This is a genomic window from Lacticaseibacillus suihuaensis (assembly GCF_054785075.1).
This window is the reverse complement of record NZ_BAAGBJ010000003.1, coordinates 1-18358: the sequence shown is the minus strand read 5'-3', so window position 1 is coordinate 18358 and position 18358 is coordinate 1. Positions and strand designations below refer to the sequence as shown.

Sequence of the window (18358 nt, the reverse complement as noted above, 5' to 3'; positions counted from 1 at the left end):
TAGCAGTTTATCATAGCCGCTCGCCAAAAGCAACCGCTCGCTGGCAAATCCGCCGCGGTAGCAGACCCGGCAGCGTCCGGCCTCTAGCACCCCGCAAAGGACCGCACCCCTTCTACCAAACGCGCCGTTCAGACCGCGGCGCGGGTACAGCAAACTCGGGAGCCGCGCTTGCGGCACCCTCACAGCTGGTGCAATTGGCCCCCTGACAGCCGGCAAAAGCGCCTCACTCGTTGACCAACGCGACGTCGGCCCCGAGGCCCTGCAGCTTCATGATCACGCGATCGTACCCGCGCAGGATGTTCTCCGCCTTGGTGATGACGGTTTCGCCCTCCGCCATCAAGGCCGCGGTCATCAAACACGCCCCGGCGCGAATCTCCTCGGCCGCGACCTCGGTGCCTTGCAGCCGGTCGGCGTGGTGCAGCAAGATCACATCGTTTTCGACCGTGATGTCGGCGCCCATGCGAATCAGCTCGGGAATGTGCCGCACCCGCTTGGGGTAGATGGTGTCGACGATAATGCCCTCGCCATGCGCCTTGAGCAACAGCGGCGTGATCGGCTGCTGCAGGTCGGTGGCAAAGCCCGGGTAAGGCATGGTCTTGATCTGCACCATGCGCAGGTCGCCGGAGGGGTACACAAAGATGCTGTCCTCGCCGACGTCCATGGTCACGCCCATCTCCTCGAGCTTGGCCAAAAAGGCGTCGAGGTGTTCGGAGATGATGTTTTGGACCTTCACCCCGTCCCCCACGGCCGCCGCCATGGCGAGGTAGGTGCCGGCCTCGATGCGGTCGGGAATGATGGTGTGGGCGTTGTGGGCGGCCAGCTGGTCGACGCCTTCGATGCGAATGACGTCGGTGCCGGCGCCGCGAATCGAAGCGCCCATGTTGTTCAGGTAGGTGGCTAGGTCGATGATTTCGGGTTCCTTGGCCGCGTTTTCAATCACCGTGCGGCCATGCGCCGTCACCGCGGCGAGAATCACGTTGATGGTCGCGCCGACGGACACCATGTCCAGGAAAATCCGGGCGCCGTGCAGCCCCTCCTTGGGGGCGCGAATCGCGATGGCGCCGTGTTCGTTGGCCACCTTGGCGCCGAGGGCCTCGAAACCCTTGATGTGCTGGTCGATCGGCCGCGGCCCGATGTCGTCGCCGCCGGGCAGGCCGACGACCGCCTGGCCGAAGCGGCCGAGCATCGCGCCCATGAAGTAGTACGAGGCCCGCAGCGACTTGATCTTGCCATTGGGCAGCGGCACGTTTTGAATCTCGGTCGGGTCAATTTTGAGCACACAGTCGGCGAACTCGGATTTCACGTTCATCTCGTCGAGAATCGCCATCAGGTTGTCCACATCCTGAATGTGGGGGACGGAGTCAAGGGTCACCGGGGTGCGTGACAAAATCGCGGCGGGGATGAGCGCAACGGTGCTGTTCTTGGCCCCGCCGATCACGACCGTGCCGGAGAGCTTCTTGCCGCCGCGGATCAGCATTTTTTTCATTTGAATTATTCCTCACTTACAGACGTTCACAGGTATGGCCGCGCCACTAAGACAGGCGCAACGGTTGATTCGTTCACTGATGGGAGAGTCGTGCAAAAAAACACACGTTCATCGTTTTATTTTAATGAACTTCTGTACAAAACACAAGGCCGATCCCGGATTACCGGTAATTCTGAGAAAACCCTCACGAAGCGGCCGACCGCGGATTCGGCCGCATCGATGGGGTCAGCAAAGCCCCGGCGAATCGCTTCGCCGGGGCTTTGAACGCGCTGTTATTTTTGGGCCAAAACCCGATCGATGGCCGCCAGCTCGTCCGTCGTGAAGTCCGGCTGATCCAGCGCCTTGAGGTTGGCCTCCAGCTGACTGACCCGCGAGGCCCCGATCAAGACACTGGCGACGGTCGGCTGCTGCAAGATCCAGGCCAGGGCCATCGCGGCCAGGCTCTGGCCGCGGTCGGCCGCAATCTGGTTGAGGGCCCGGACGGTAACCAGCGTTTTTTCGACGTTGGCCGGGTGCAGGAACGGGCTGGAGCTGCGAGCGGCGCGGGAGTCGGCCGGAATACCGTTCAGGTAGCGGTCAGTCAACAGCCCCTGGGCCAGTGGGCTGAAGGTAATCGCCCCTAGCTGCGCCTTGGCGAGCTCCTGGAACAACCCGTCTTCCGGACCGCGGGTGAACATGTTGTAGCAGACCTGGTGGATGATGAGCGGCGTTCCCAGCCGGCGGAAAATCGGCACAATCGCCGCGGTTTGCTCGGCCGAGTAGTTGGAGATGCCGATGTACAGGGCCTTGCCCTGCCGCACCAGCTGGTCCAGCGCCTGGGCGGTTTCCTCGAACGGGGTATCCGGGTCCGGCCGGTGGCTGTAGAAGATGTCCACGTAGTCCAGTCCCAGCCGGCGCAGGCTCTGGTCGCAAGACGCGATGATGCTCTTCTTGGAACCCCACTCCCCGTACGGGCCCGGCCACATGTAGTAACCGGCCTTGGTGGAAATCACCATTTCGTCGCGGTAGGCCGCGAACTCCTGGTGGAAAATCCGCCCGAAGTTCTCCTCGGCGGCCCCGGCGGTCGGGCCGTAGTTGTTGGCCAGGTCGAAGTGCGTGATGCCGTGGTCGAAGGCGGCCTCGAGCACCGCTTTTTGGTTGGCCAAGGGGTCGACGGTGCCGAAGTTGTGCCACAGTCCAAGCGACAGGGCTGACAGTTTCAGCCCGGAGTTGCCCACGCGGTTGTAAGTCATGTTCTGGTAACGATTCTCATCTGCAAGATACATTTTGATCACCTCTGGGCTTAGTGTACAACTTGAAGTACACTTGAAGTAAAGCGATTTCTCGGAGGCAATTATGACCTATACCATTACCCAACTCAGCCGGCTGTTCAACCTGCCGGCGTCGACATTGCGGTACTACGAGCAAGTCGGCCTGCTGACTCACGTCCAGCGCCGCGGCAGCCGCCGCCTCTACACCGACGGTCACTTCAACCGGCTCAAGTCGATCTGCTGCTTCAAGCAGGCCGGCATGACCATCACCCAGCTGCAGGCCTACTTTGACCTGGCCGACACGCCCGGCAGCGAGCCGGCCATCGTCGCGCTTTTGACCCAGCAAGAGCGCGTGCTTGCGGCCAAGCAGCAGGCCCTGGCGGAATCTTTGGCTCACCTGCACCGCAAGCTGGCCTTCCACCGCGCCTGTGCGGCCGCCGCGGCCACCGGCACCGAAGCGCCTGGCTGGGACCACTACCGCAACTGTCCACAAGCGGAGGTCGAGGCCGCACTAGCCCACGCCTAGGCAGCCGCCACTACCCTGCACAGACCTAGCCACACGCAAGCAAAGGGGTACCCGCAAATCGCGGGTACCCCTTTGGCGTGTCTATGGTTAGTTGAAGTCACCAGCGGCCTTGATGAAGGCCTTGAACAGGCCTTCCGGACGGGTCGGACGCGACTGGAATTCCGGGTGGTACTGGGAGGCGACGAAGAACTTGTTGGCCGGCAGCTCGATTACTTCCATCAGGCGATTGTCAGGCGACACGCCGGAGAAGACCAAACCCTTGTCCTCCAGAGTCTTGCGGTACTTGGTGTTGAACTCGTAGCGGTGGCGGTGACGCTTTTGCACCTCCGGCACGTTGTCGTAGGCCGCAGCGGCCACGGTCCCCGGCTGCAAAACGCATGGGTACAGGCCCAGACGCAGGGTCCCGCCGAGGTTTTCGACGTTGACCTGATCCGGCATCAGGTCGATGACCGGGTCCTCGATGTCCGGTGCCACCTCGGTGGAGCCGGCATGCTTGATGCCGGCGACGTTGCGGGCGAACTCAATGGACGCCATCTGCATCCCTAAGCAGATGCCCAAGAACGGCACGTCGTTCTCACGCGCGTAGCGAATCGCGGCGATTTTGCCTTCCAAGCCGCGGTCGCCGAAGCCCCCAGGCACCAGGATGCCATCGGCGTCGCCCAGCAGCTCCTTGACGTTGTCATCGGTCACGTCCTCGGCCTGGAAAGTCTCAAGGTCGATGTCTGAATCCCAGAAGTAGCCGGCCGACTTCAGCGCCTCGGCGACGGAGATGTAGGCATCCTTGAGGGCGACGTACTTGCCGACCAAGGCGATCTTGACGCTGTGGTGCAGGTTTTGCACCTTGTGAACCAAGGCGGTCCACTCGGTCATGTCGGCGGCCGGCACATCCAGGCCGAAGTGCTCGATCACGCGCTGGTCCATGCCCTGGGCCTGCATCGCCAAGGGAATCTCGTACAACGTCTTGGCGTCGCGGGATTCGATGATCGAGTCCTGACGCACGTCGGTGAACAGCGCGATCTTCTCCTTCATGCCTTCCGTGACCGGCTTTTCGGTCCGCAGAATCAGCATGTTCGGCTGGATGCCGATGTTGCGCAGCTCCTTGACCGAGTGCTGGGTCGGCTTGGTCTTCATCTCGCCGGCGGCCCGCAGGTAAGGCACCAGGGTGGCGTGGATGTAGTAGGTGTTTTCGGCGCCCACGTCGTTTTTCATCTGGCGAATCGCCTCGAGGAACGGCTGGGATTCGATGTCACCGACCGTGCCGCCGATTTCGGTGATGATGATGTCGGAGTCGGTCGTCGTGGCCGCCCGCATGATCTTCTCCTTGAGCATGTTGGTGATGTGTGGAATCACCTGAACGGTCGCGCCGAGGTACTCACCCTTGCGCTCCTTGTCCAGCACCTCGGAGTAGATCTTGCCGGTGGTGACGTTGCTGTACTTGTTCAGGTTAATATCGATGAAGCGTTCGTAATGGCCAAGGTCCAGGTCCGTTTCGGCACCATCGTCGGTTACGAAGACTTCCCCGTGCTGGTACGGGTTCATCGTGCCGGGATCCACGTTGATGTACGGATCAAATTTTTGAATCGTTACCTTCAAGCCCCGGTTTTTGAGCAATCGACCCAGGCTTGCCGCCACGATCCCTTTGCCAAGTGAAGACACGACCCCACCGGTAACAAAAATATACTTGGTCATGAGAAAACTCCTTTGTGTGATTTTGACGGGTAAAAACAAAAACAAGCTCCCTATTCAACCGAACAGGGAGCTTGCAACCGTTTTGGCTCTGCAAGAGCAGAGCGCCCAAAAAGTATAGTAACGAAAATAACACCAGGCGTCAAGGACTTTGTGAAAGTCGCGCGTGAAACCCGCGGCTGGCGCCGGTTTCAGCGGCTCACTCGGCGCCCATTTCGGCGTAAAATGACTCAGGCCAGGCGCTTGGCCATCAGCGCGGCCAGCTTCAGGGTGGTGTTGCGATTGCGAATCGACACCAGCGGGTAGAAGGGCTCCGGCAGCATTTTGGCGTAAAAGGCCCGGGAGTAGTTGACCTTGGCCGGCGCCGACCAAAAAATCAGCTGCGGCGTGAAGGCCACCCGGTCGTAAGGCGTCAGCCCGGCGCGAATTCGCGCGTCGTAGGCCGGATCATACCCCGGCAGGCGAACCAGCGCGTTGTGCCGCAGGTCACCGGGCTGCCCCCACCACGCCGGCGCCTGGGCGACCGCGGCCACAAAGGCCCGGCCTTGAAGGGTCGCAAAGGCGATGGGAAAGTCGTAGGTGGCCAGCACCGGCGCCACCAGCGCGGTTGCGTCGCCATCGCAGGTCAACAAGAGGTTGCCGGAGTTGATGTAGCTGACCACGTCGCGGCCCCCGGCCGCCGTCAGCTCACGCATCACAACGCGATGGTTGCCACCGACGTTGACGCCGCGCAGCAAAAGCAGGTATTCCATGTCTCTCTCCTGGATTGGCTCGCGCCGCCAACCGGCCGGCGTGGTGAGACCAAAAAACCGGCCGCAGCCGGTTTCATCAACGCTTAGTCTTTGTCTGAATCGGCGTCATCGGCCGTGAAGTCGTCGCCGTCTTCATCCGCGTCGTCGGCTTCGTCATCGTCGTCGCCGAACTCGGCCAGCTGCCCTTCGATGCCATCCGGCAGGTCGTCGGCCGCATCGTCTGTTTCGTCGCTGTCGTCGGCATCGACGGCGGCGTCGAAGTCATCCGGCTCATCGCCGTCGGCCTCTGCGTCGTCTTCCGCGTCATCGTCGTCGTCGAAGTCGTCGTCTTCCGGATCGTCATCGTTGTAGTCGATGACATCGTCGTCGTCGGCCACATCGGCCAGGAACGCGTTGACCTTCTTGCGCTTCTTGCGGCGTGGGGCGTCGTCGTCTTCTTCGGGGTGGTTGACCTCTTCATCGACGGATTCGTAAGGGTACCACTCGCGCAGGCCCCAGACGTTATCGCCCAAGGAGATGAAGCTGCCATCGACGTTCAGGTCGGTGTAAAATTGCGGCAAGCGGTCGCGAACTTCCTCGTCGCTCTTTCCCAAGTAGGTCTGGATCTCATTCACAATGTCCACGAAAGGCATGGTGTCGCCCTTCTCCTCGAGGATGGCGCGTGCCACCTCGATCATGGACAGTTCAGCTTTGTTCGCATCGGCAAATACGTCTAGTTTCAACCGGTACACGCCCTTTCCACAGTCTATTAAAGATATTACGCGCTCAGGCGGTAAATTGCAAATGCAGCCGGTAATTTCCAAGGTGTTCGCCGTTGCCGAACAGCTGGTATTCGATGTACACCTCGCCGGCCAAGGGGTCCTCGGTCATCCGCACGTCCAGCCGCGGCGTGACCGTCTCGACCGGAATATCGCCGTACGGGGTGCGGTAACGGGTCAAGATGCGCCGGTCGTTGGCAAAATGCAGGCGCAGGTTGGTCTCCGCATCGCTTGCGCCGCGCGACAGCTGAACGGAGCCGTCAGTTCGCAGCTTGAGTGTCACCGGGTAGTCTGTGCCGGCCGTCGGGTCCACCTCGCGGTACCGGATGTACAGCGTCCCGCCCATGGCCACCAAGGTGCCGGGCTCGTCAAAAACGTGTTTTTCAGTCTCGCCGTCCTGCTCCACGAAGGTTTCCAGGTGCAGCGTAATCGCGATGCCATGTGTCAAATCCATGCACTCACCGTCCCTTTCTGCCAGCCATTATACCAAAATTCACAAGTGCGTGTCATGACCGGCCTTTTCCTTTATAATGAAGGTGATACGCACGGGCCTTGGCCCAGTCAGGAGAAATCATGCCGATTCAGTACTTACCGCGCGAAAAAGTGTTTCGTGATCCGGTTCATAATTACATCCACGTCCGGCACCAGGTGATCTTGGATCTGATCAACACCCCCGAGTTTCAGCGGCTGCGTCGCATCAAGCAGCTGGGCGTGGCGGCGGAGGTCTTCCAAGGCGCCGAGCACACCCGCTTCACCCACAGCCTCGGCGTCTACGAAATCACCCGCCAGATCTGCGACAACTTCGCGGCCAACTACCCGACCCAAACCGCCGGCGATGGCCTGTGGGACGACGCCGAGCGGCTGGTGGCGCTTTGCGCGGCGCTGTTGCATGACATCGGCCACGGCGCCTACTCGCACACCTTCGAGCACATTTTCAACACCGACCACGAGGCAATCACTCGCCAGATTGTGACCGACCCCAGCACCAACGTCTGCCGCATCCTGCGACAGGTGGCGCCGGGCTTTCCGGAGAAGGTGGCCAGCGTGATCGCCCACACCTACCCGAACCCGCAGGTCGTGCAGATGATTTCAAGCCAAATTGACGCCGACCGCATGGATTACCTGCTGCGCGATGCGTACAACACCGGCACCAAGTACGGCGAGTTCGACCTCACCCGCATCCTGCGGGTGATGCGGCCTTACGCCGGCGGCATCGGCTTTGACGCCAACGGGATGCACGCGGTGGAGGATTACATCGTCAGCCGCTTTCAGATGTACCAGCAGATCTACTTTCACCCGGTGTCGCGCGGGATGGAGATGATTCTAACCCACCTTCTGCAACGCGCCAAGGTGCTGTATGAGGCCGGCAAGTTCGACGCCAGCTTCGCCCCGCGGCTGTTGATTCCGTTTTTCAAGCGGGACTTCACGCTGCAGGACTACTTGCGCTTGGACGACGGAGTGCTCAACACCTACTTCAGCTACTGGCTCGACTACCCCGATCCGGTGCTGGCCGACCTGGCCGACCGCTTCTTGAGCCGGCGGCCGCTGAAGTCGGTGACCTTCACCGAGGCCACCGCCGGCCTGTTGCCGACGCTGCGCGACCTGGTGCAACAGGCCGGGTTTGACCCCACCTACTACACCGCCGAAAACGACAGCTTCGACCTGCCATACGATCAGTACGACCCAAGCGCCGCCAACCCGAAGACCCAAATCGAGATCATCCAGGCCGACGGCACCCTCGAGGAGCTGTCGACGCTGTCGCGGCTGGTCGCCGCCTTGTCCGGTCAGGCCGTCGGGGACAAGCGCTTCTACTTCCCCAAGGTGATGCTGGACACCGATGCCGAGGCGGCCAACGCCAAGGTCTACCGCACCTTTCAGAAGTACCTGCTCAACGGGGCGCTGATCCGGCCGTGAGGCGCAGCCACTGGGCCACGGCCCAGCGATGCGTCGGCCGCTTCAGCTGGGCCGCCGCCAGCTCGACGGGCATCAGCATCAGCGTGTTGAAGTCCTCAAGCGGCGCCTGCACCCGCCGAATGTCTTGGGCCGCGTAGAAGGTGGCCGGGTGGTAGTACGCGGTTTGGCGGTGATGGGAGTAGAAGTACTCGCTGGCTCGGCCCAAAAGCGCCCCTTGCGTCACCGCCACGCCGAACTCCTCGAGAAGCTCCCGCGACAGCGTCTGCGCGTCGCTTTCCTGCCCCTCGACCTCGCCGCCGGGCAGAAACAGCGCGTGGTTAGGCGCCTCCAGAATCAACAATCGCTTGCCGGTGTCATCGGGAATCACCCCGTACACGCCGATGCGCGTCTTGTAGGTCAAAGTCGGATCCTTGGTGCCGAATACTGGATCATGCATGTGTACACCTTTCCGAGACAACGCCGGGCCGCCGCGCAACGCGGCGAAGGCGCCTAAGCGATTGTCCCCTGTTTTTTAACCGCTGGATTGGTCTCATTATAACCCCACGGAAATTTAATCACCACAAGGAAGTGTCGCCATGGCCGTCGTGCCTTACCTGTTAATCCCCGTCGCCTTGTTCGGGGCCCTGTTTTTCACCAGCTTCTTCAAGGAGCCGCGGCGCCTGCTCAACGGCCTGCTGTTCAACCTATTCGGCATCACCGTTTTGACCGCGGCCGCCGGGGCGATTCTCGCCTCCAACAACCGGCTGTTGATCGCGGTGTTCGCCACCCTCTTCGTCATCGCCCTGTTGGTGATCGGCGTCTTGTTCGCCCTGCACCTGGTCTGGCTGCTGTGGAACGCCCGGGTGGTGTGGCGGCGCGAGGGCCACTCGCTGGGCAACATGCTGACGCTTCTGATCGCCATCGGCCTGCTACTGCTCGAAATCGCCGCCAGCATCGGCCGCGGCTGGCTGCCCGACCCGGTTTACAACGGCCTGGCCGTGTTCTTCAGCCTGGCCATCGGCTACGAGCTGGTCGCCTTGTACAACTTCTTGACGGCGCTGGTGCTGTACAACCTGTACCGCCCCCGCCGCGACAAGGACTACCTGATCGTGCTGGGCTCCGGCCTGATCGGCGGCGACCGGGTCTCACCGCTGTTGGCCGCTCGCATCAACGCCGGGCTCAAGTTCTACCGCAAGCAGCTGCAAAAAACCGGCAAGCACGCGACGCTGGTCTTTTCGGGCGGCCAGGGCCCGGACGAAAAGCTGCCGGAAGGTCTGGCCATGCAGCGCTTCGCCCTGGCCGCCGGGATTCCCGAAGCCGACACGCTGGTCGAAGGCGCCTCCAAAACCACCTACCAAAACATGCTGTTCTCCAAGCGCCTGATCGAAAGCCGCACCGCCGGCCAGCCATACAAGGCCGCCTTTTTCACCAACAACTACCACCTGCTCCGGGCCGGCATCTTCGCCCGGGCCGCCGGGCTGGCCGCCAACGGGGTCGGCGCCGCCACGTCGTTTTACTTCCTGCCTAACGCCGTGATTCGCGAGTACCTGGCCTTCGTGGTGATCCACAAGCGCCGCCACATCGTCATCCTCGGCCTGATCGCCGCCTTCGGCCTTGCCGTGGCGCTGCAGCAGGCGTTCCTGCCCTAACCCAGCGCAAGTCAAACACCGGTCACGCTCACCCACTGTGGGCGAACGTGACCGGTGTTTTTGGCTTGGCCTAAAGGCGCCGCGCCAGCCAGGGCAGGCCGCGGCTGACGCGCCTGAACGCGGCGAGCGGCACCGCCTGGTGGTGGCCGAAGACGCTGGCCTCGTAGGCGGCGGTCAGGGTCGTGAAGGCGCCGTCAAGCGGCAGCCGAGCCTCGATGGCCGCGGCGTAGTCCACCAGGTTCTGGCCGCTCGGTCGCCGCCGTACCCCGCCCAGCGCATACAACAGCAGCCGGTAGCGCCGCGGAAAGTTCTGCGGCGTCAGCGCGACCGCGGCAAGTCGCGCCACGAGCTTGCGGCGCAGCAGCCAGGCCACCAGGAGCAAGGCGGCCGCGATCACCGCTAGGGCCCACCGCCACAGGCCGTGGCCCTCGGCCGCTTGGGTTTGCTGCACGGTCGCGCTGCTTTGGCTGGCGGCCTGCAACGCGCTTTTGCCGCTGGCCGTACTTTGGCTGCTTGCGCTGGCGCCTACGCTGCTGGCGCTTTCGCTGGTCTGCAGCGTCAGCGGGGTCGCCGCACTGCTGCCGAACCCCGGCGTCGGCTCGAAGTCGATCCAGCCGTACTTGGGGCCAAAGTACACCTCCGGCCAGGAATGAGCGTTGGCGTTGGTGATTGCGTAGGTGTCGTTGCCGATGGCGGTGCCTTGGTTGAAGCCCTTGGCCCACCGTGCCGGTACGCCCAGCGTTCGCAGCATCACCACCATGGCGCTTGAGAAGTTGTCGCAGTAGCCGACCTTGCTGGTGAAGAGAAAATGATCGACGTAATCACGACCCTTGGGCGTTTTGGGCGTGTCGACCTTCGAGTAGGTGAAGCGCGGATCCGTCTTCAAGAACTGCTCGATGGCCACCGCCCGGTCGTAATCGTTGGTCGCACCGGCCGTGACGCGCGTCGCCAACTGCTTGATGCGAGCCGGCAGCTTCTCCGGCAGCTGCACCGTGCGGCCCTCCGTCGCGCGGTCGCCGACCTGCCTGAGGGCGGCCGCGTCGCGCTTTTTGGGTTTCACCCGCAGACTCAGCTTCTTGATGCCGCCGCTTTGGCCGCGGAACAGCCGGGCAAAATCCGCCGCGTAAAAGAGGTCGTTGAACGACCCCGGCGACACGGCCGTGATGCTGACGTCGCCGTTGGGCAGCCCGAAGTAGTCAACCGGCGTCTTGGCGGTGATGGTGACCGCTTGGCCGGCGGCGTAGGCCGCGGCCTTGGCGTCTTTGATTCCGGTCAGGATACCGTTGTCAAGCGTCAGCGTCTGCACCTGGTCGCGGCTCAAAGGGCCCTCCTGCCAGCCGCGGCCGCTGTAGTCGGTTTTGACCGTGACCCGCAGGTACAGCGGGGTTTTGGTCGCCACCGTGAACACCGGCGTGGTGTCGTCGTACACCGGGCCGCCCAGCGTCGTGTCGTTGTCGCTGTACCCGGTTCGCGGCGTGTCTTCGGTCATGGCCAGCAAAACATCGTACAGCCCAGACGCGTTGACCCAGTTGCGAACCGGCACCGTGGCGGTGTCCAAAACACTTGACCCATGCGCCACGCCCAGCACCGCGACCAAGGCGATCATGGCCGCGACCGCCCCGCGACCGAGGCCCCCTTGCCAAGACCCCGCGTTGATCAGGCAGGCAATCGCCATCACCTGCAGGCTCTCGGCCACCAGTGCGTTGCCGTTAATGGCATGCACCATCAGCAAGTACCACAGCACCAAAAGCAGGGCCAGGTATGGATGCGCATACCGCACCCCGAGCACCGCCAGGGCCAAGGCGAACAGCAGGCCGAGCAAGGCGGCCAAAAGCGTCGCCACGTTCACCCCGCCGCGTGTGACGAACCCCTGCCAGGCCTGGGCCAGCTCGCGCCCGAGCGTCCAGAGGTTACGGTTGTTTTTGGCCATGTCGGGCAGCAAGGCACACCAGCTGCCCAGGCTTGCTCCCACCAGCGCCAGCACCCACAGCACCCGCCAGCGCGGCCAGCGGCGCCAGCAGGCGGCCAGCACCACCGCGACCAAGCCGACGCCGCGCAGCACCCAGGGGTGGTCCAGGGCGTTGACGGCCAAAAACGGGGTGAGCATGACCTGAATCAGCCAGAGCATCAGGACCGCTCGCCACCAATCACCCAGATTGCGTTGTCTCATCGCCTCACCCCCTGACCAGTTGGCTGCGACCGCCGGCCATCACGACCGGCCCGGCCGCCGTCAGCGCTACCGCCAAGACGGGCTGCGGCGCAAGCGCCGCCTGCACCGCCGCCACCGCCGCCTCGGGACAAAACACAATGGTGGGCAGATTCGGCAAGGTGGCAAGCCCCGCCGCACCGACCGCATCCGGCTGAACCGTGGCGAACCATTCCTCGCTTGGGGCGACCACCGGCCCCGCCGCCGTCAGCGCCGTGAGCTCGCGCCACAGTCCCCGCGAAGCCAGCGTGTGGACCAGCGCCAACTGTAACTCAAACCGCGCCGGGTCGGCGAGCAACACCGCCTGCCACGGCACTTGGGTGGCGCTTCTGGTCTGCCGCACGATGGCCGCACCGTGCTTGGCGGTCAGCTTCCAATCGATCGCCTGAATCGGGTCGCCGGCCACGTAAGGTCGCAGCCCGATCAAGTCGAAGCTCGGCGCCCCCGCCGTAGTTTGCAGCCGTGCCGTCGCCGCGCGAAGCACCGGGTATAGCCTGGCGCATAGCGCCGCCTCCCGCCTGGGGCCGACTAAAAGCGGCTCCCGCAGCGTCAGCGGCCGCGCCTTTTGAAGTAGCCCGACCGCATCCGTGGCCACCAGGGTCAGCGGCAGCCGGTGGTAGCGGCCGCGTTCCAGCCTGACGGCCACGCTGCCCTGAGCGCGGCCCCACACCGGCGCCCAGCTGACGGGCTGAACGCCGCCGCGAACGGCGAGCTGGGCGAACCAGGCGCGACCGTGCAGCGTCAAGGCCACCGGGGCCTCCGCCGTCGCCAGGCTGCGGCTGGTCGCCTGAATCAGCCGCAACGGCCAGCCCAGGCTGACGACGCCAATCGCCAACAGCCCGGCGGCACACAGCGCCAGGGTCCAGCCGGTGTCGGTGTTGAAGGCCGCCCCGAATAGCATCACCGCGCCGGCCAGCGCCACCACCAAGGCGTCTCGCATCACCATCCGCATCGCTTCACCCCCGCACCGGCACCGGCGTGTTCGCCAGGCACTCCGCCAGCACCTCCTGGGCCGTCGCGCTGGCACCGGGCCGCACCAACAGGCGGTGTTGCAGGACCACCGGTGCCAGCAGCTGCAGGTCGGCGGCCACCACGTAGTCGCGCCCGGCCGTCACCGCGTAGGCCTTGGCCGCGGCCACCAACGCCAAGGCCCCGCGAGGCGACACCCCGGTGGCGAGCTCGGGGTGTTCGCGCGTGGCCACGACCAGGCTCATCACGTAATCGAGTAGCGACCCGGCGACGTGTACCGAGGCGACCAGCGCCTTGAGCGTCGCCAGCTGGGCGGCCGACACCAGCGGCGTCAGGGCCTCCAGCCGCGGCGCCGCCTGCCCCAAAGCCAGCAGGGTACGTTCGGCCTGGGCATCCGGGTAGCCGATGGTCAGCCGCATCAAGAAGCGATCGAGCTGAGCCTCGGGCAGCGGGTAGGTGCCTTCGTAATCGGCGGGATTTTGAGTCGCCAGCACGAAGAAGTCCGCCGGCAAGTCGTGGGTGTGGTCGTCGATGGTCACGCGCCGCTCGGCCATCGCCTCCAGCAGGGCCGACTGCACCCGCGGCGTCGCCCGATTGATTTCGTCGGCCAGCAAAAAGGCGGTGAATACCGGCCCCTTTTGGAAGCGAAAGGCGCCTTGGGCCTGGTCGTACACCGTCACCCCCAAAATATCGCTGGGCAACAGGTCCGGCGTGAACTGAATGCGGTGAAAGTCCCCCGCGAAGGTTCGCGCCAGCGCCTTGGCCAGCGTGGTTTTGCCCACCCCTGGGATGTCTTCGAACAAGACGTGCCCACCTGCCAAAAGGGCCGCGATGGTCATGCGAATCACCTGCTTCTTGCCCACGATCACCGTGTCGATGTGATCGATTGCCGCGTCGATCAGCGCCTGTGCTTCCTCTGGTGTCATGCTGTTTCCTCCTGTCGGTCTTTCCTTAATTATTATCGATTTATATTTCGAATGCAAGCGGATACAACGCTTGTGGCCACCTAGTTGAGACCGGTATACTGAAGGCAAAACCAGCCGGTGGTCCCGGCGACAGGAGGTTCATTGTGTTCAAAGAATTTCGACAGTTCATCATGCGCGGCAACGTCTTAGACTTGGCGGTCGGCGTCATCATCGGCAGTGCATTCACCAAGCTGGTGACGTCTTTGACCGACAACCTGATCGGCCCGATTCTCGGCATGTTCACCAAGAGCACCAACCTGACCAAACTGCATTTTTCGGTCCTCGGCGCTAATTTCACCTACGGGGCCTTCCTGAACGACATCATCAACTTTCTGATTGTGGCGTTCATCGTTTTCCTGATCGTTCGCACCGTGAACCGGCTGCTGCCCAAGAAAGCGGCGGCCCCGGCCGGTCCGACCAAGGAAGAGGTGCTACTCACCGAGATTCGCGACCTGCTGGCCAAGCAGAACCAAGACTAGGCCGCGTTTCGACGAGCCAATCCGGAAATACTAAGTAGGAGGTTTGCATGCTCACCACTGTTCTGATTGATCGCGACGGCACGCTCGGCGGCGACGGCCATTTTCACCCACTCGCAGACTTTGTCCCCTACCCTGGCGTGTCAACCGCCTTGCAGCAGCTCCGCCAGCACGGCCTGCGCTGCCTAGTCCTGACGAACCAGACCCGCATTGCAAGCGGTGAGCTCGATGAAAAAGCGCTGGTCGCCAGCCTCCTGGCCCTCGGCGCTGATGATGTCTTCATTTGCCCCCACTCAGCAGCGGCTGGCTGCAGCTGTCGTAAACCGCACCTGGGATTGTTTCGGCAGGCAACGGCTCGCTACGCCTTCACCGCCCAAGAGGCGGTGGTGATTGGCGACTCGAACCAAGCGGATATGGGCCTGGCCGAGGCCGCCGGCTGCCTCGGCTTGCACGTGGCCACCGGGCGCGGCGAACCCGCGTCTGGCCGGCCCGGTGTCATCGAGCAACCAGACTTCACCGCCGCCACGAACTGGGTGCTGGCCCACTGCGGCGCCACAATCTAACCAAGCGCAAGCGAGCCGCCGTGGAGGCACCGCGTACCCCGTAAACTAAAATTAGTCTAATCGCAGAATCGGACAACGACGAGGTTATCGCAGACCGCGTCGTGGATTACGCCACCTGCGCAACGAAGCACCGTCAGCCCGAATCAAGGTGACGGTGCTTCGTTGCGTCGTCTGCGAGGGCCGGGCATCAGTCGACCAGTCGAATAACACGTTCGGTACCGCCGCGCTTTTTATTTTCTCCAAAAAAAATGTTCATAACATGATATAATATCGCGCAGAACATACCACAAGGAGAGAATATGCGAAACATTGGCAAGTTGTTCGTTCTGGACTGGAAGCGTATCTTCAAGAGCCCCTTCGCCTTCCTGTTGATCTGCGCGTTGGTCATCATCCCCAGCCTCTACTGCTGGTTCAACGTCTGGGCGCTATGGGATCCTTACAGCAATACCCAGGCGCTGAAGGTCGCCGTCTATTCGGCTGACGCGCCAACTCAATTCGCCGGTAAGAAAATTGCGATCGGTGACGAGCTGATCACCCAGCTTCACGCCAACAAAAAGCTCGGCTGGCAGTTCGTCTCCTCCAAGCAGGCGGTGGTCGACGGGGTGCAAAGCGGCAAGTACTACGCCGGCATCGTGGTGCCGCGCCGCTTTTCCAAGGACCTGATGACCTTCGTCGACGGCAAGATTCAGCGCCCGAAGCTGAAGTACTACGTCAACGAGAAGATCAACGCGATTGCGCCCAAAATCACGGCCAGCGGCACTACGACGTTGCAAAGCACGATTTCAAGCCAGTTCGTCGACACTGTGGCCAAGACGCTGGTCGGGGTGTTCAACCAGGCCGGCGTCAAGCTGGACGCCAACCTGCCGCTGATTCGCCGCTTTGCAAGCCTCGTCACCGCCACGAACGACCAGCTGCCGACCATCCGTCAGTACCTGGCCACCGTCTCGACCGTGCAGGCCAAGCTGCCGGCCCTGAAGGCCAAGCTCAAGGCGGCCAACCAGCTGGTCGGCTACCTGCCGCAAGTCAACGCGGCCGGCCAAAAGCTCGTGGCGGCCAACGGCTACCTGCCGCTGGTCCAAGACGCCGGGCAGCTGGCCGTGACCGTGAAGGGCAAGCTGCCCGAGGTCCAGGCCGCCGGCACCCAGCTGGGCGCGGTCAACGCCCAGTACGACACGCTGGCCCAGGCCGTCACCAAGGCCGCGACGGTCACCGGCCAGGGGCTGACCGTGATCGATCAAGTCGACGGCACCCTGCCGTCGTTGACCCGCTTCGGTCAGGCGGCCCAGGCCACAGTGGCCACCACCAAGGATCAGGTGCTGCCCAAGGTGACCCAGGCACTGGGCGTGGTTCACACCGCCGTTGACGCAGGGCTGAGCGTCATCGGTCAAGCGAACACCGCCTGGGCGGCCGACCTGACCGCCCTGAACGCCGACCTGGCCGAACTGGATGCGGCACCCGCCACCGCCGCGGTGCGAGCGGCGATTGCCACGCGGTTGACGCAGGCCGCCGCTCGCGCCGCCAACGCGGCGGCCACCGCCCGGGCCCTGGCCGCCACGCTGACGCACCTGAAGGCAACCGGGCAAACGCTGCAAGTCAAAGATACCGCGGCACTGACGACGGCGATCGACCGGCTGAATCGGGTGGCGACCACGGCGGCCGGCCTGGAGACTCAGGCCAAGGCGCTGGCGAAGGCGGTGCCGGATCTTTCCTTGGCCCAGCTGCGGTCGCGCCTGACCACACTGACGACCACGGCAGATGGCTTCGCCCAAGCGGCCACAGTGCTGGCCAACCTGAACCTCGCCGCCAGTGTTCAGACCGTGATGAGCCACTTCACCGCTGCCTTGAGCGCCGCCGACACCACGCTGACGCAGATCAATCAGCAAGTTCTGCCGGCCATGCCGGCGCTGCTCGCCAACACCAAGACCCTGTTGCGCCAGGCCAACACCTTCCTCAAGGCGCTGCGCCGCCAGCTGCCGGCCCTGAAAACCGAGCTGGCCGACGCCGACCGGCTGCTCAACGGCCACATGAGCCAAATTCAATCCGGGGTCACCCTGGCCGCGGGGCTTTACCAAACCGAGTTTCCGGCGCTGAAGACCAAGCTGCAAAAGGCGACCGGCTTCATCCAAAGCGACCTGCCCGGCATTGAGCGCGATCTAACCACGTCGCTTGCGCAGGCCAACGCCGAGCTGCCGCTTTTGGAAAGCGGGTTGCAAACCGCGGCCGCCTTCAAGCAAAACGACTGGCCGACGCTTGAAACCGCGATTCAAAAAGGCGCCGCCGCCATCAAAAAGGGCGAGCGGTCCGTCGACCTCAGCGCCTTAATCGCGCTTTTGCGCCGCGACGCCACCAAGGAGGCCAGTTTTTTGGCCGCTCCGGTGACCGTCAGCCAAACCACGCTGTACCACATCCCGACCTACGGCTCCCAAAGCGCCCCGTTCTACCTCGCCTTGTGCATCTGGGTCGGCGCCTTGCTGCTCGGTGCGATTCTGATGACCGAATACGAGCTGCCGGCCGCACTCGCCCACACCACCGTTCGCCAGCGCTACTTGGCCCGGTGGCTGACCTTCGCCGGGCTCGGGATGCTGCAGGCACTGGTCGCGGCGGCCGGCAACATCGTGCTGATTCACACCTACGTGGTCAACAAGCCGCTTTACCTGCTGTTTGCGATGCTGTTGGCCGTGGTGTTCGTCTCGATTCTCTACGCGCTGATTGCGCTGTTCGGCAACGTCGGCAAGGGCATCGGTATCATTATCTTGGTGCTATCGATTTCCGGCGCCGGCGGTAACTTCCCGGTGGTGCTGTCCGGCGGGTTCTTCCAGGCCATCAACCCCTGGCTGCCGTTCACCTACGCCGTCAACCTGCTGCGCGAAACCGTCGGCGGCATTTACTGGCCGGGGCTGTGGCAAGACCTCGCGGCGCTTGCTGCGTTTGGCCTGGCCTTCACCGCCTTGGGCCTGCTGCTCAAGGGCCCGATCCGGCCGTGGATCGACCGCATGCACCGCATCACGCGCCAAAGCAAAATCATCGAGTGACGCCAAAAACGCCGGGGCATTGATGTGAACCCCCAAGTTTGGACAACAATCCAAATCTGGGGGTTTTATTATGGTCAAATTCGACTTAGATTTTCGTATCAAGGCTGTCACTGCCTACTTGAACGGCATGAGTTCTGCGAGTGTTGC

16 protein-coding genes are annotated in these 18358 nt (G+C 63.2%); 6 read left to right on the top strand and 10 right to left on the bottom strand.

Translation table 11 applies throughout. The features are described 5' to 3' along the window. Window positions 1-223: 223 nt before the first annotated feature. Together ACYVRZ_RS03730 and ACYVRZ_RS03725 are read right to left on the bottom strand one after the other, a co-directional pair. Window positions 224-1486, bottom strand: coding sequence for a UDP-N-acetylglucosamine 1-carboxyvinyltransferase (locus ACYVRZ_RS03730; RefSeq protein ID WP_461224941.1), 1263 nt, complete (start codon window positions 1484-1486; stop codon window positions 224-226). Between the two features lie 272 nt (window positions 1487-1758). After that, the gene (locus tag ACYVRZ_RS03725) at window positions 1759-2751 is read right to left on the bottom strand and encodes an aldo/keto reductase (RefSeq protein WP_461224939.1); all 993 of its coding nucleotides are present in this window, start codon (window positions 2749-2751) and stop codon (window positions 1759-1761) included. Between the two features lie 70 nt (window positions 2752-2821). On the opposite strand from ACYVRZ_RS03725, the gene ACYVRZ_RS03720 reads away from it, so the two are divergent. Further along, the gene (locus tag ACYVRZ_RS03720; protein WP_461224937.1) at window positions 2822-3262 is read left to right on the top strand and encodes a MerR family transcriptional regulator; all 441 of its coding nucleotides are present in this window, start codon (window positions 2822-2824) and stop codon (window positions 3260-3262) included. 87 nt (window positions 3263-3349) lie between these two features. On the opposite strand, the gene ACYVRZ_RS03715 is transcribed toward ACYVRZ_RS03720, so the two are convergent. The 4 genes from ACYVRZ_RS03715 to ACYVRZ_RS03700 form a co-directional block, all read right to left on the bottom strand. Next, window positions 3350-4951, bottom strand: a complete 1602-nt coding sequence (locus tag ACYVRZ_RS03715; RefSeq protein WP_461224935.1) for a CTP synthase — start codon at window positions 4949-4951, stop codon at window positions 3350-3352. A 227-nt stretch (window positions 4952-5178) separates the two neighbouring features. Continuing rightward, window positions 5179-5700 (bottom strand): DUF1697 domain-containing protein, encoded by a 522-nt coding sequence (locus ACYVRZ_RS03710; protein WP_461224933.1) that lies wholly within the window; start codon window positions 5698-5700, stop codon window positions 5179-5181. Window positions 5701-5783: 83 nt separating this feature from the next. Next, the gene (gene rpoE, locus ACYVRZ_RS03705; RefSeq protein WP_461224931.1) at window positions 5784-6422 is read right to left on the bottom strand and encodes a DNA-directed RNA polymerase subunit delta; all 639 of its coding nucleotides are present in this window, start codon (window positions 6420-6422) and stop codon (window positions 5784-5786) included. A gap of 43 nt (window positions 6423-6465) precedes the next feature. Next, the gene (locus tag ACYVRZ_RS03700; RefSeq protein WP_262314985.1) at window positions 6466-6912 is read right to left on the bottom strand and encodes a YwiB family protein; all 447 of its coding nucleotides are present in this window, start codon (window positions 6910-6912) and stop codon (window positions 6466-6468) included. Between the two features lie 119 nt (window positions 6913-7031). Here ACYVRZ_RS03700 and ACYVRZ_RS03695 point away from each other — a divergent pair, with 119 nt between their 5' ends. Beyond that, window positions 7032-8372, top strand: coding sequence for an HD domain-containing protein (locus ACYVRZ_RS03695; protein ID WP_461224929.1), 1341 nt, complete (start codon window positions 7032-7034; stop codon window positions 8370-8372). Here the strand turns inward: ACYVRZ_RS03695 and ACYVRZ_RS03690 are convergent. Then, the gene (locus ACYVRZ_RS03690) at window positions 8347-8808 is read right to left on the bottom strand and encodes an NUDIX hydrolase (protein ID WP_461224927.1); all 462 of its coding nucleotides are present in this window, start codon (window positions 8806-8808) and stop codon (window positions 8347-8349) included. The genes ACYVRZ_RS03695 and ACYVRZ_RS03690 overlap by 26 nt on opposite strands. A 139-nt stretch (window positions 8809-8947) precedes the next feature. Between ACYVRZ_RS03690 and ACYVRZ_RS03685 the strand changes: the two genes are divergently transcribed. Next, complete coding sequence (locus ACYVRZ_RS03685; RefSeq protein ID WP_461224925.1) at window positions 8948-10000, top strand: YdcF family protein; 1053 nt, start codon at window positions 8948-8950, stop codon at window positions 9998-10000. A 70-nt stretch (window positions 10001-10070) separates the two neighbouring features. Here ACYVRZ_RS03685 and ACYVRZ_RS03680 read toward each other — a convergent pair whose 3' ends face one another. From ACYVRZ_RS03680 to ACYVRZ_RS03670, 3 genes are read right to left on the bottom strand one after another with little or no spacing between them, the layout of a single operon-like run. Then, the gene (locus tag ACYVRZ_RS03680) at window positions 10071-12170 is read right to left on the bottom strand and encodes a DUF4129 domain-containing transglutaminase family protein (RefSeq protein WP_461224923.1); all 2100 of its coding nucleotides are present in this window, start codon (window positions 12168-12170) and stop codon (window positions 10071-10073) included. Between the two features lie 4 nt (window positions 12171-12174). Further along, window positions 12175-13158 carry a DUF58 domain-containing protein gene (locus tag ACYVRZ_RS03675; RefSeq protein WP_461224921.1) on the bottom strand — a complete coding sequence of 328 codons (984 nt, stop codon included), beginning with the start codon at window positions 13156-13158 and terminating at the stop codon, window positions 12175-12177. Between the two features lie 4 nt (window positions 13159-13162). Next, window positions 13163-14101, bottom strand: coding sequence for an AAA family ATPase (locus ACYVRZ_RS03670; protein ID WP_461224919.1), 939 nt, complete (start codon window positions 14099-14101; stop codon window positions 13163-13165). Between the two features lie 143 nt (window positions 14102-14244). Here ACYVRZ_RS03670 and mscL point away from each other — a divergent pair, with 143 nt between their 5' ends. From mscL to ACYVRZ_RS03655, 3 genes are all read left to right on the top strand, one after another. After that, the gene (gene mscL, locus ACYVRZ_RS03665; protein ID WP_461224917.1) at window positions 14245-14619 is read left to right on the top strand and encodes a large-conductance mechanosensitive channel protein MscL; all 375 of its coding nucleotides are present in this window, start codon (window positions 14245-14247) and stop codon (window positions 14617-14619) included. Between the two features lie 47 nt (window positions 14620-14666). Then, a complete protein-coding gene (locus ACYVRZ_RS03660; protein ID WP_461224915.1) occupies window positions 14667-15179 on the top strand; it encodes an HAD-IIIA family hydrolase in 513 nt (170 codons plus the stop codon). A 299-nt stretch (window positions 15180-15478) separates the two neighbouring features. Further along, the gene (locus ACYVRZ_RS03655; RefSeq protein ID WP_461224913.1) at window positions 15479-18211 is read left to right on the top strand and encodes a YhgE/Pip domain-containing protein; all 2733 of its coding nucleotides are present in this window, start codon (window positions 15479-15481) and stop codon (window positions 18209-18211) included. The last annotated feature ends 147 nt before the right edge of the window (window positions 18212-18358 follow it).

Coding starts and splice junctions, on each gene's coding strand:
- ACYVRZ_RS03730 (WP_461224941.1), bottom strand. CDS start 1,486: ATGAAAAAAATGCTGATCCGCGGCGGCAAGAAGCTCTCCGGCACGGTC.
- ACYVRZ_RS03685 (WP_461224925.1), top strand. CDS start 8,948: ATGGCCGTCGTGCCTTACCTGTTAATCCCCGTCGCCTTGTTCGGGGCC.
- ACYVRZ_RS03710 (WP_461224933.1), bottom strand. CDS start 5,700: ATGGAATACCTGCTTTTGCTGCGCGGCGTCAACGTCGGTGGCAACCAT.
- ACYVRZ_RS03720 (WP_461224937.1), top strand. CDS start 2,822: ATGACCTATACCATTACCCAACTCAGCCGGCTGTTCAACCTGCCGGCG.
- ACYVRZ_RS03700 (WP_262314985.1), bottom strand. CDS start 6,912: ATGGATTTGACACATGGCATCGCGATTACGCTGCACCTGGAAACCTTC.
- ACYVRZ_RS03675 (WP_461224921.1), bottom strand. CDS start 13,158: ATGCGGATGGTGATGCGAGACGCCTTGGTGGTGGCGCTGGCCGGCGCG.
- ACYVRZ_RS03670 (WP_461224919.1), bottom strand. CDS start 14,101: ATGACACCAGAGGAAGCACAGGCGCTGATCGACGCGGCAATCGATCAC.
- ACYVRZ_RS03655 (WP_461224913.1), top strand. CDS start 15,479: ATGCGAAACATTGGCAAGTTGTTCGTTCTGGACTGGAAGCGTATCTTC.
- ACYVRZ_RS03715 (WP_461224935.1), bottom strand. CDS start 4,951: ATGACCAAGTATATTTTTGTTACCGGTGGGGTCGTGTCTTCACTTGGC.
- ACYVRZ_RS03660 (WP_461224915.1), top strand. CDS start 14,667: ATGCTCACCACTGTTCTGATTGATCGCGACGGCACGCTCGGCGGCGAC.
- ACYVRZ_RS03680 (WP_461224923.1), bottom strand. CDS start 12,170: ATGAGACAACGCAATCTGGGTGATTGGTGGCGAGCGGTCCTGATGCTC.
- ACYVRZ_RS03695 (WP_461224929.1), top strand. CDS start 7,032: ATGCCGATTCAGTACTTACCGCGCGAAAAAGTGTTTCGTGATCCGGTT.
- ACYVRZ_RS03690 (WP_461224927.1), bottom strand. CDS start 8,808: ATGCATGATCCAGTATTCGGCACCAAGGATCCGACTTTGACCTACAAG.
- ACYVRZ_RS03725 (WP_461224939.1), bottom strand. CDS start 2,751: ATGTATCTTGCAGATGAGAATCGTTACCAGAACATGACTTACAACCGC.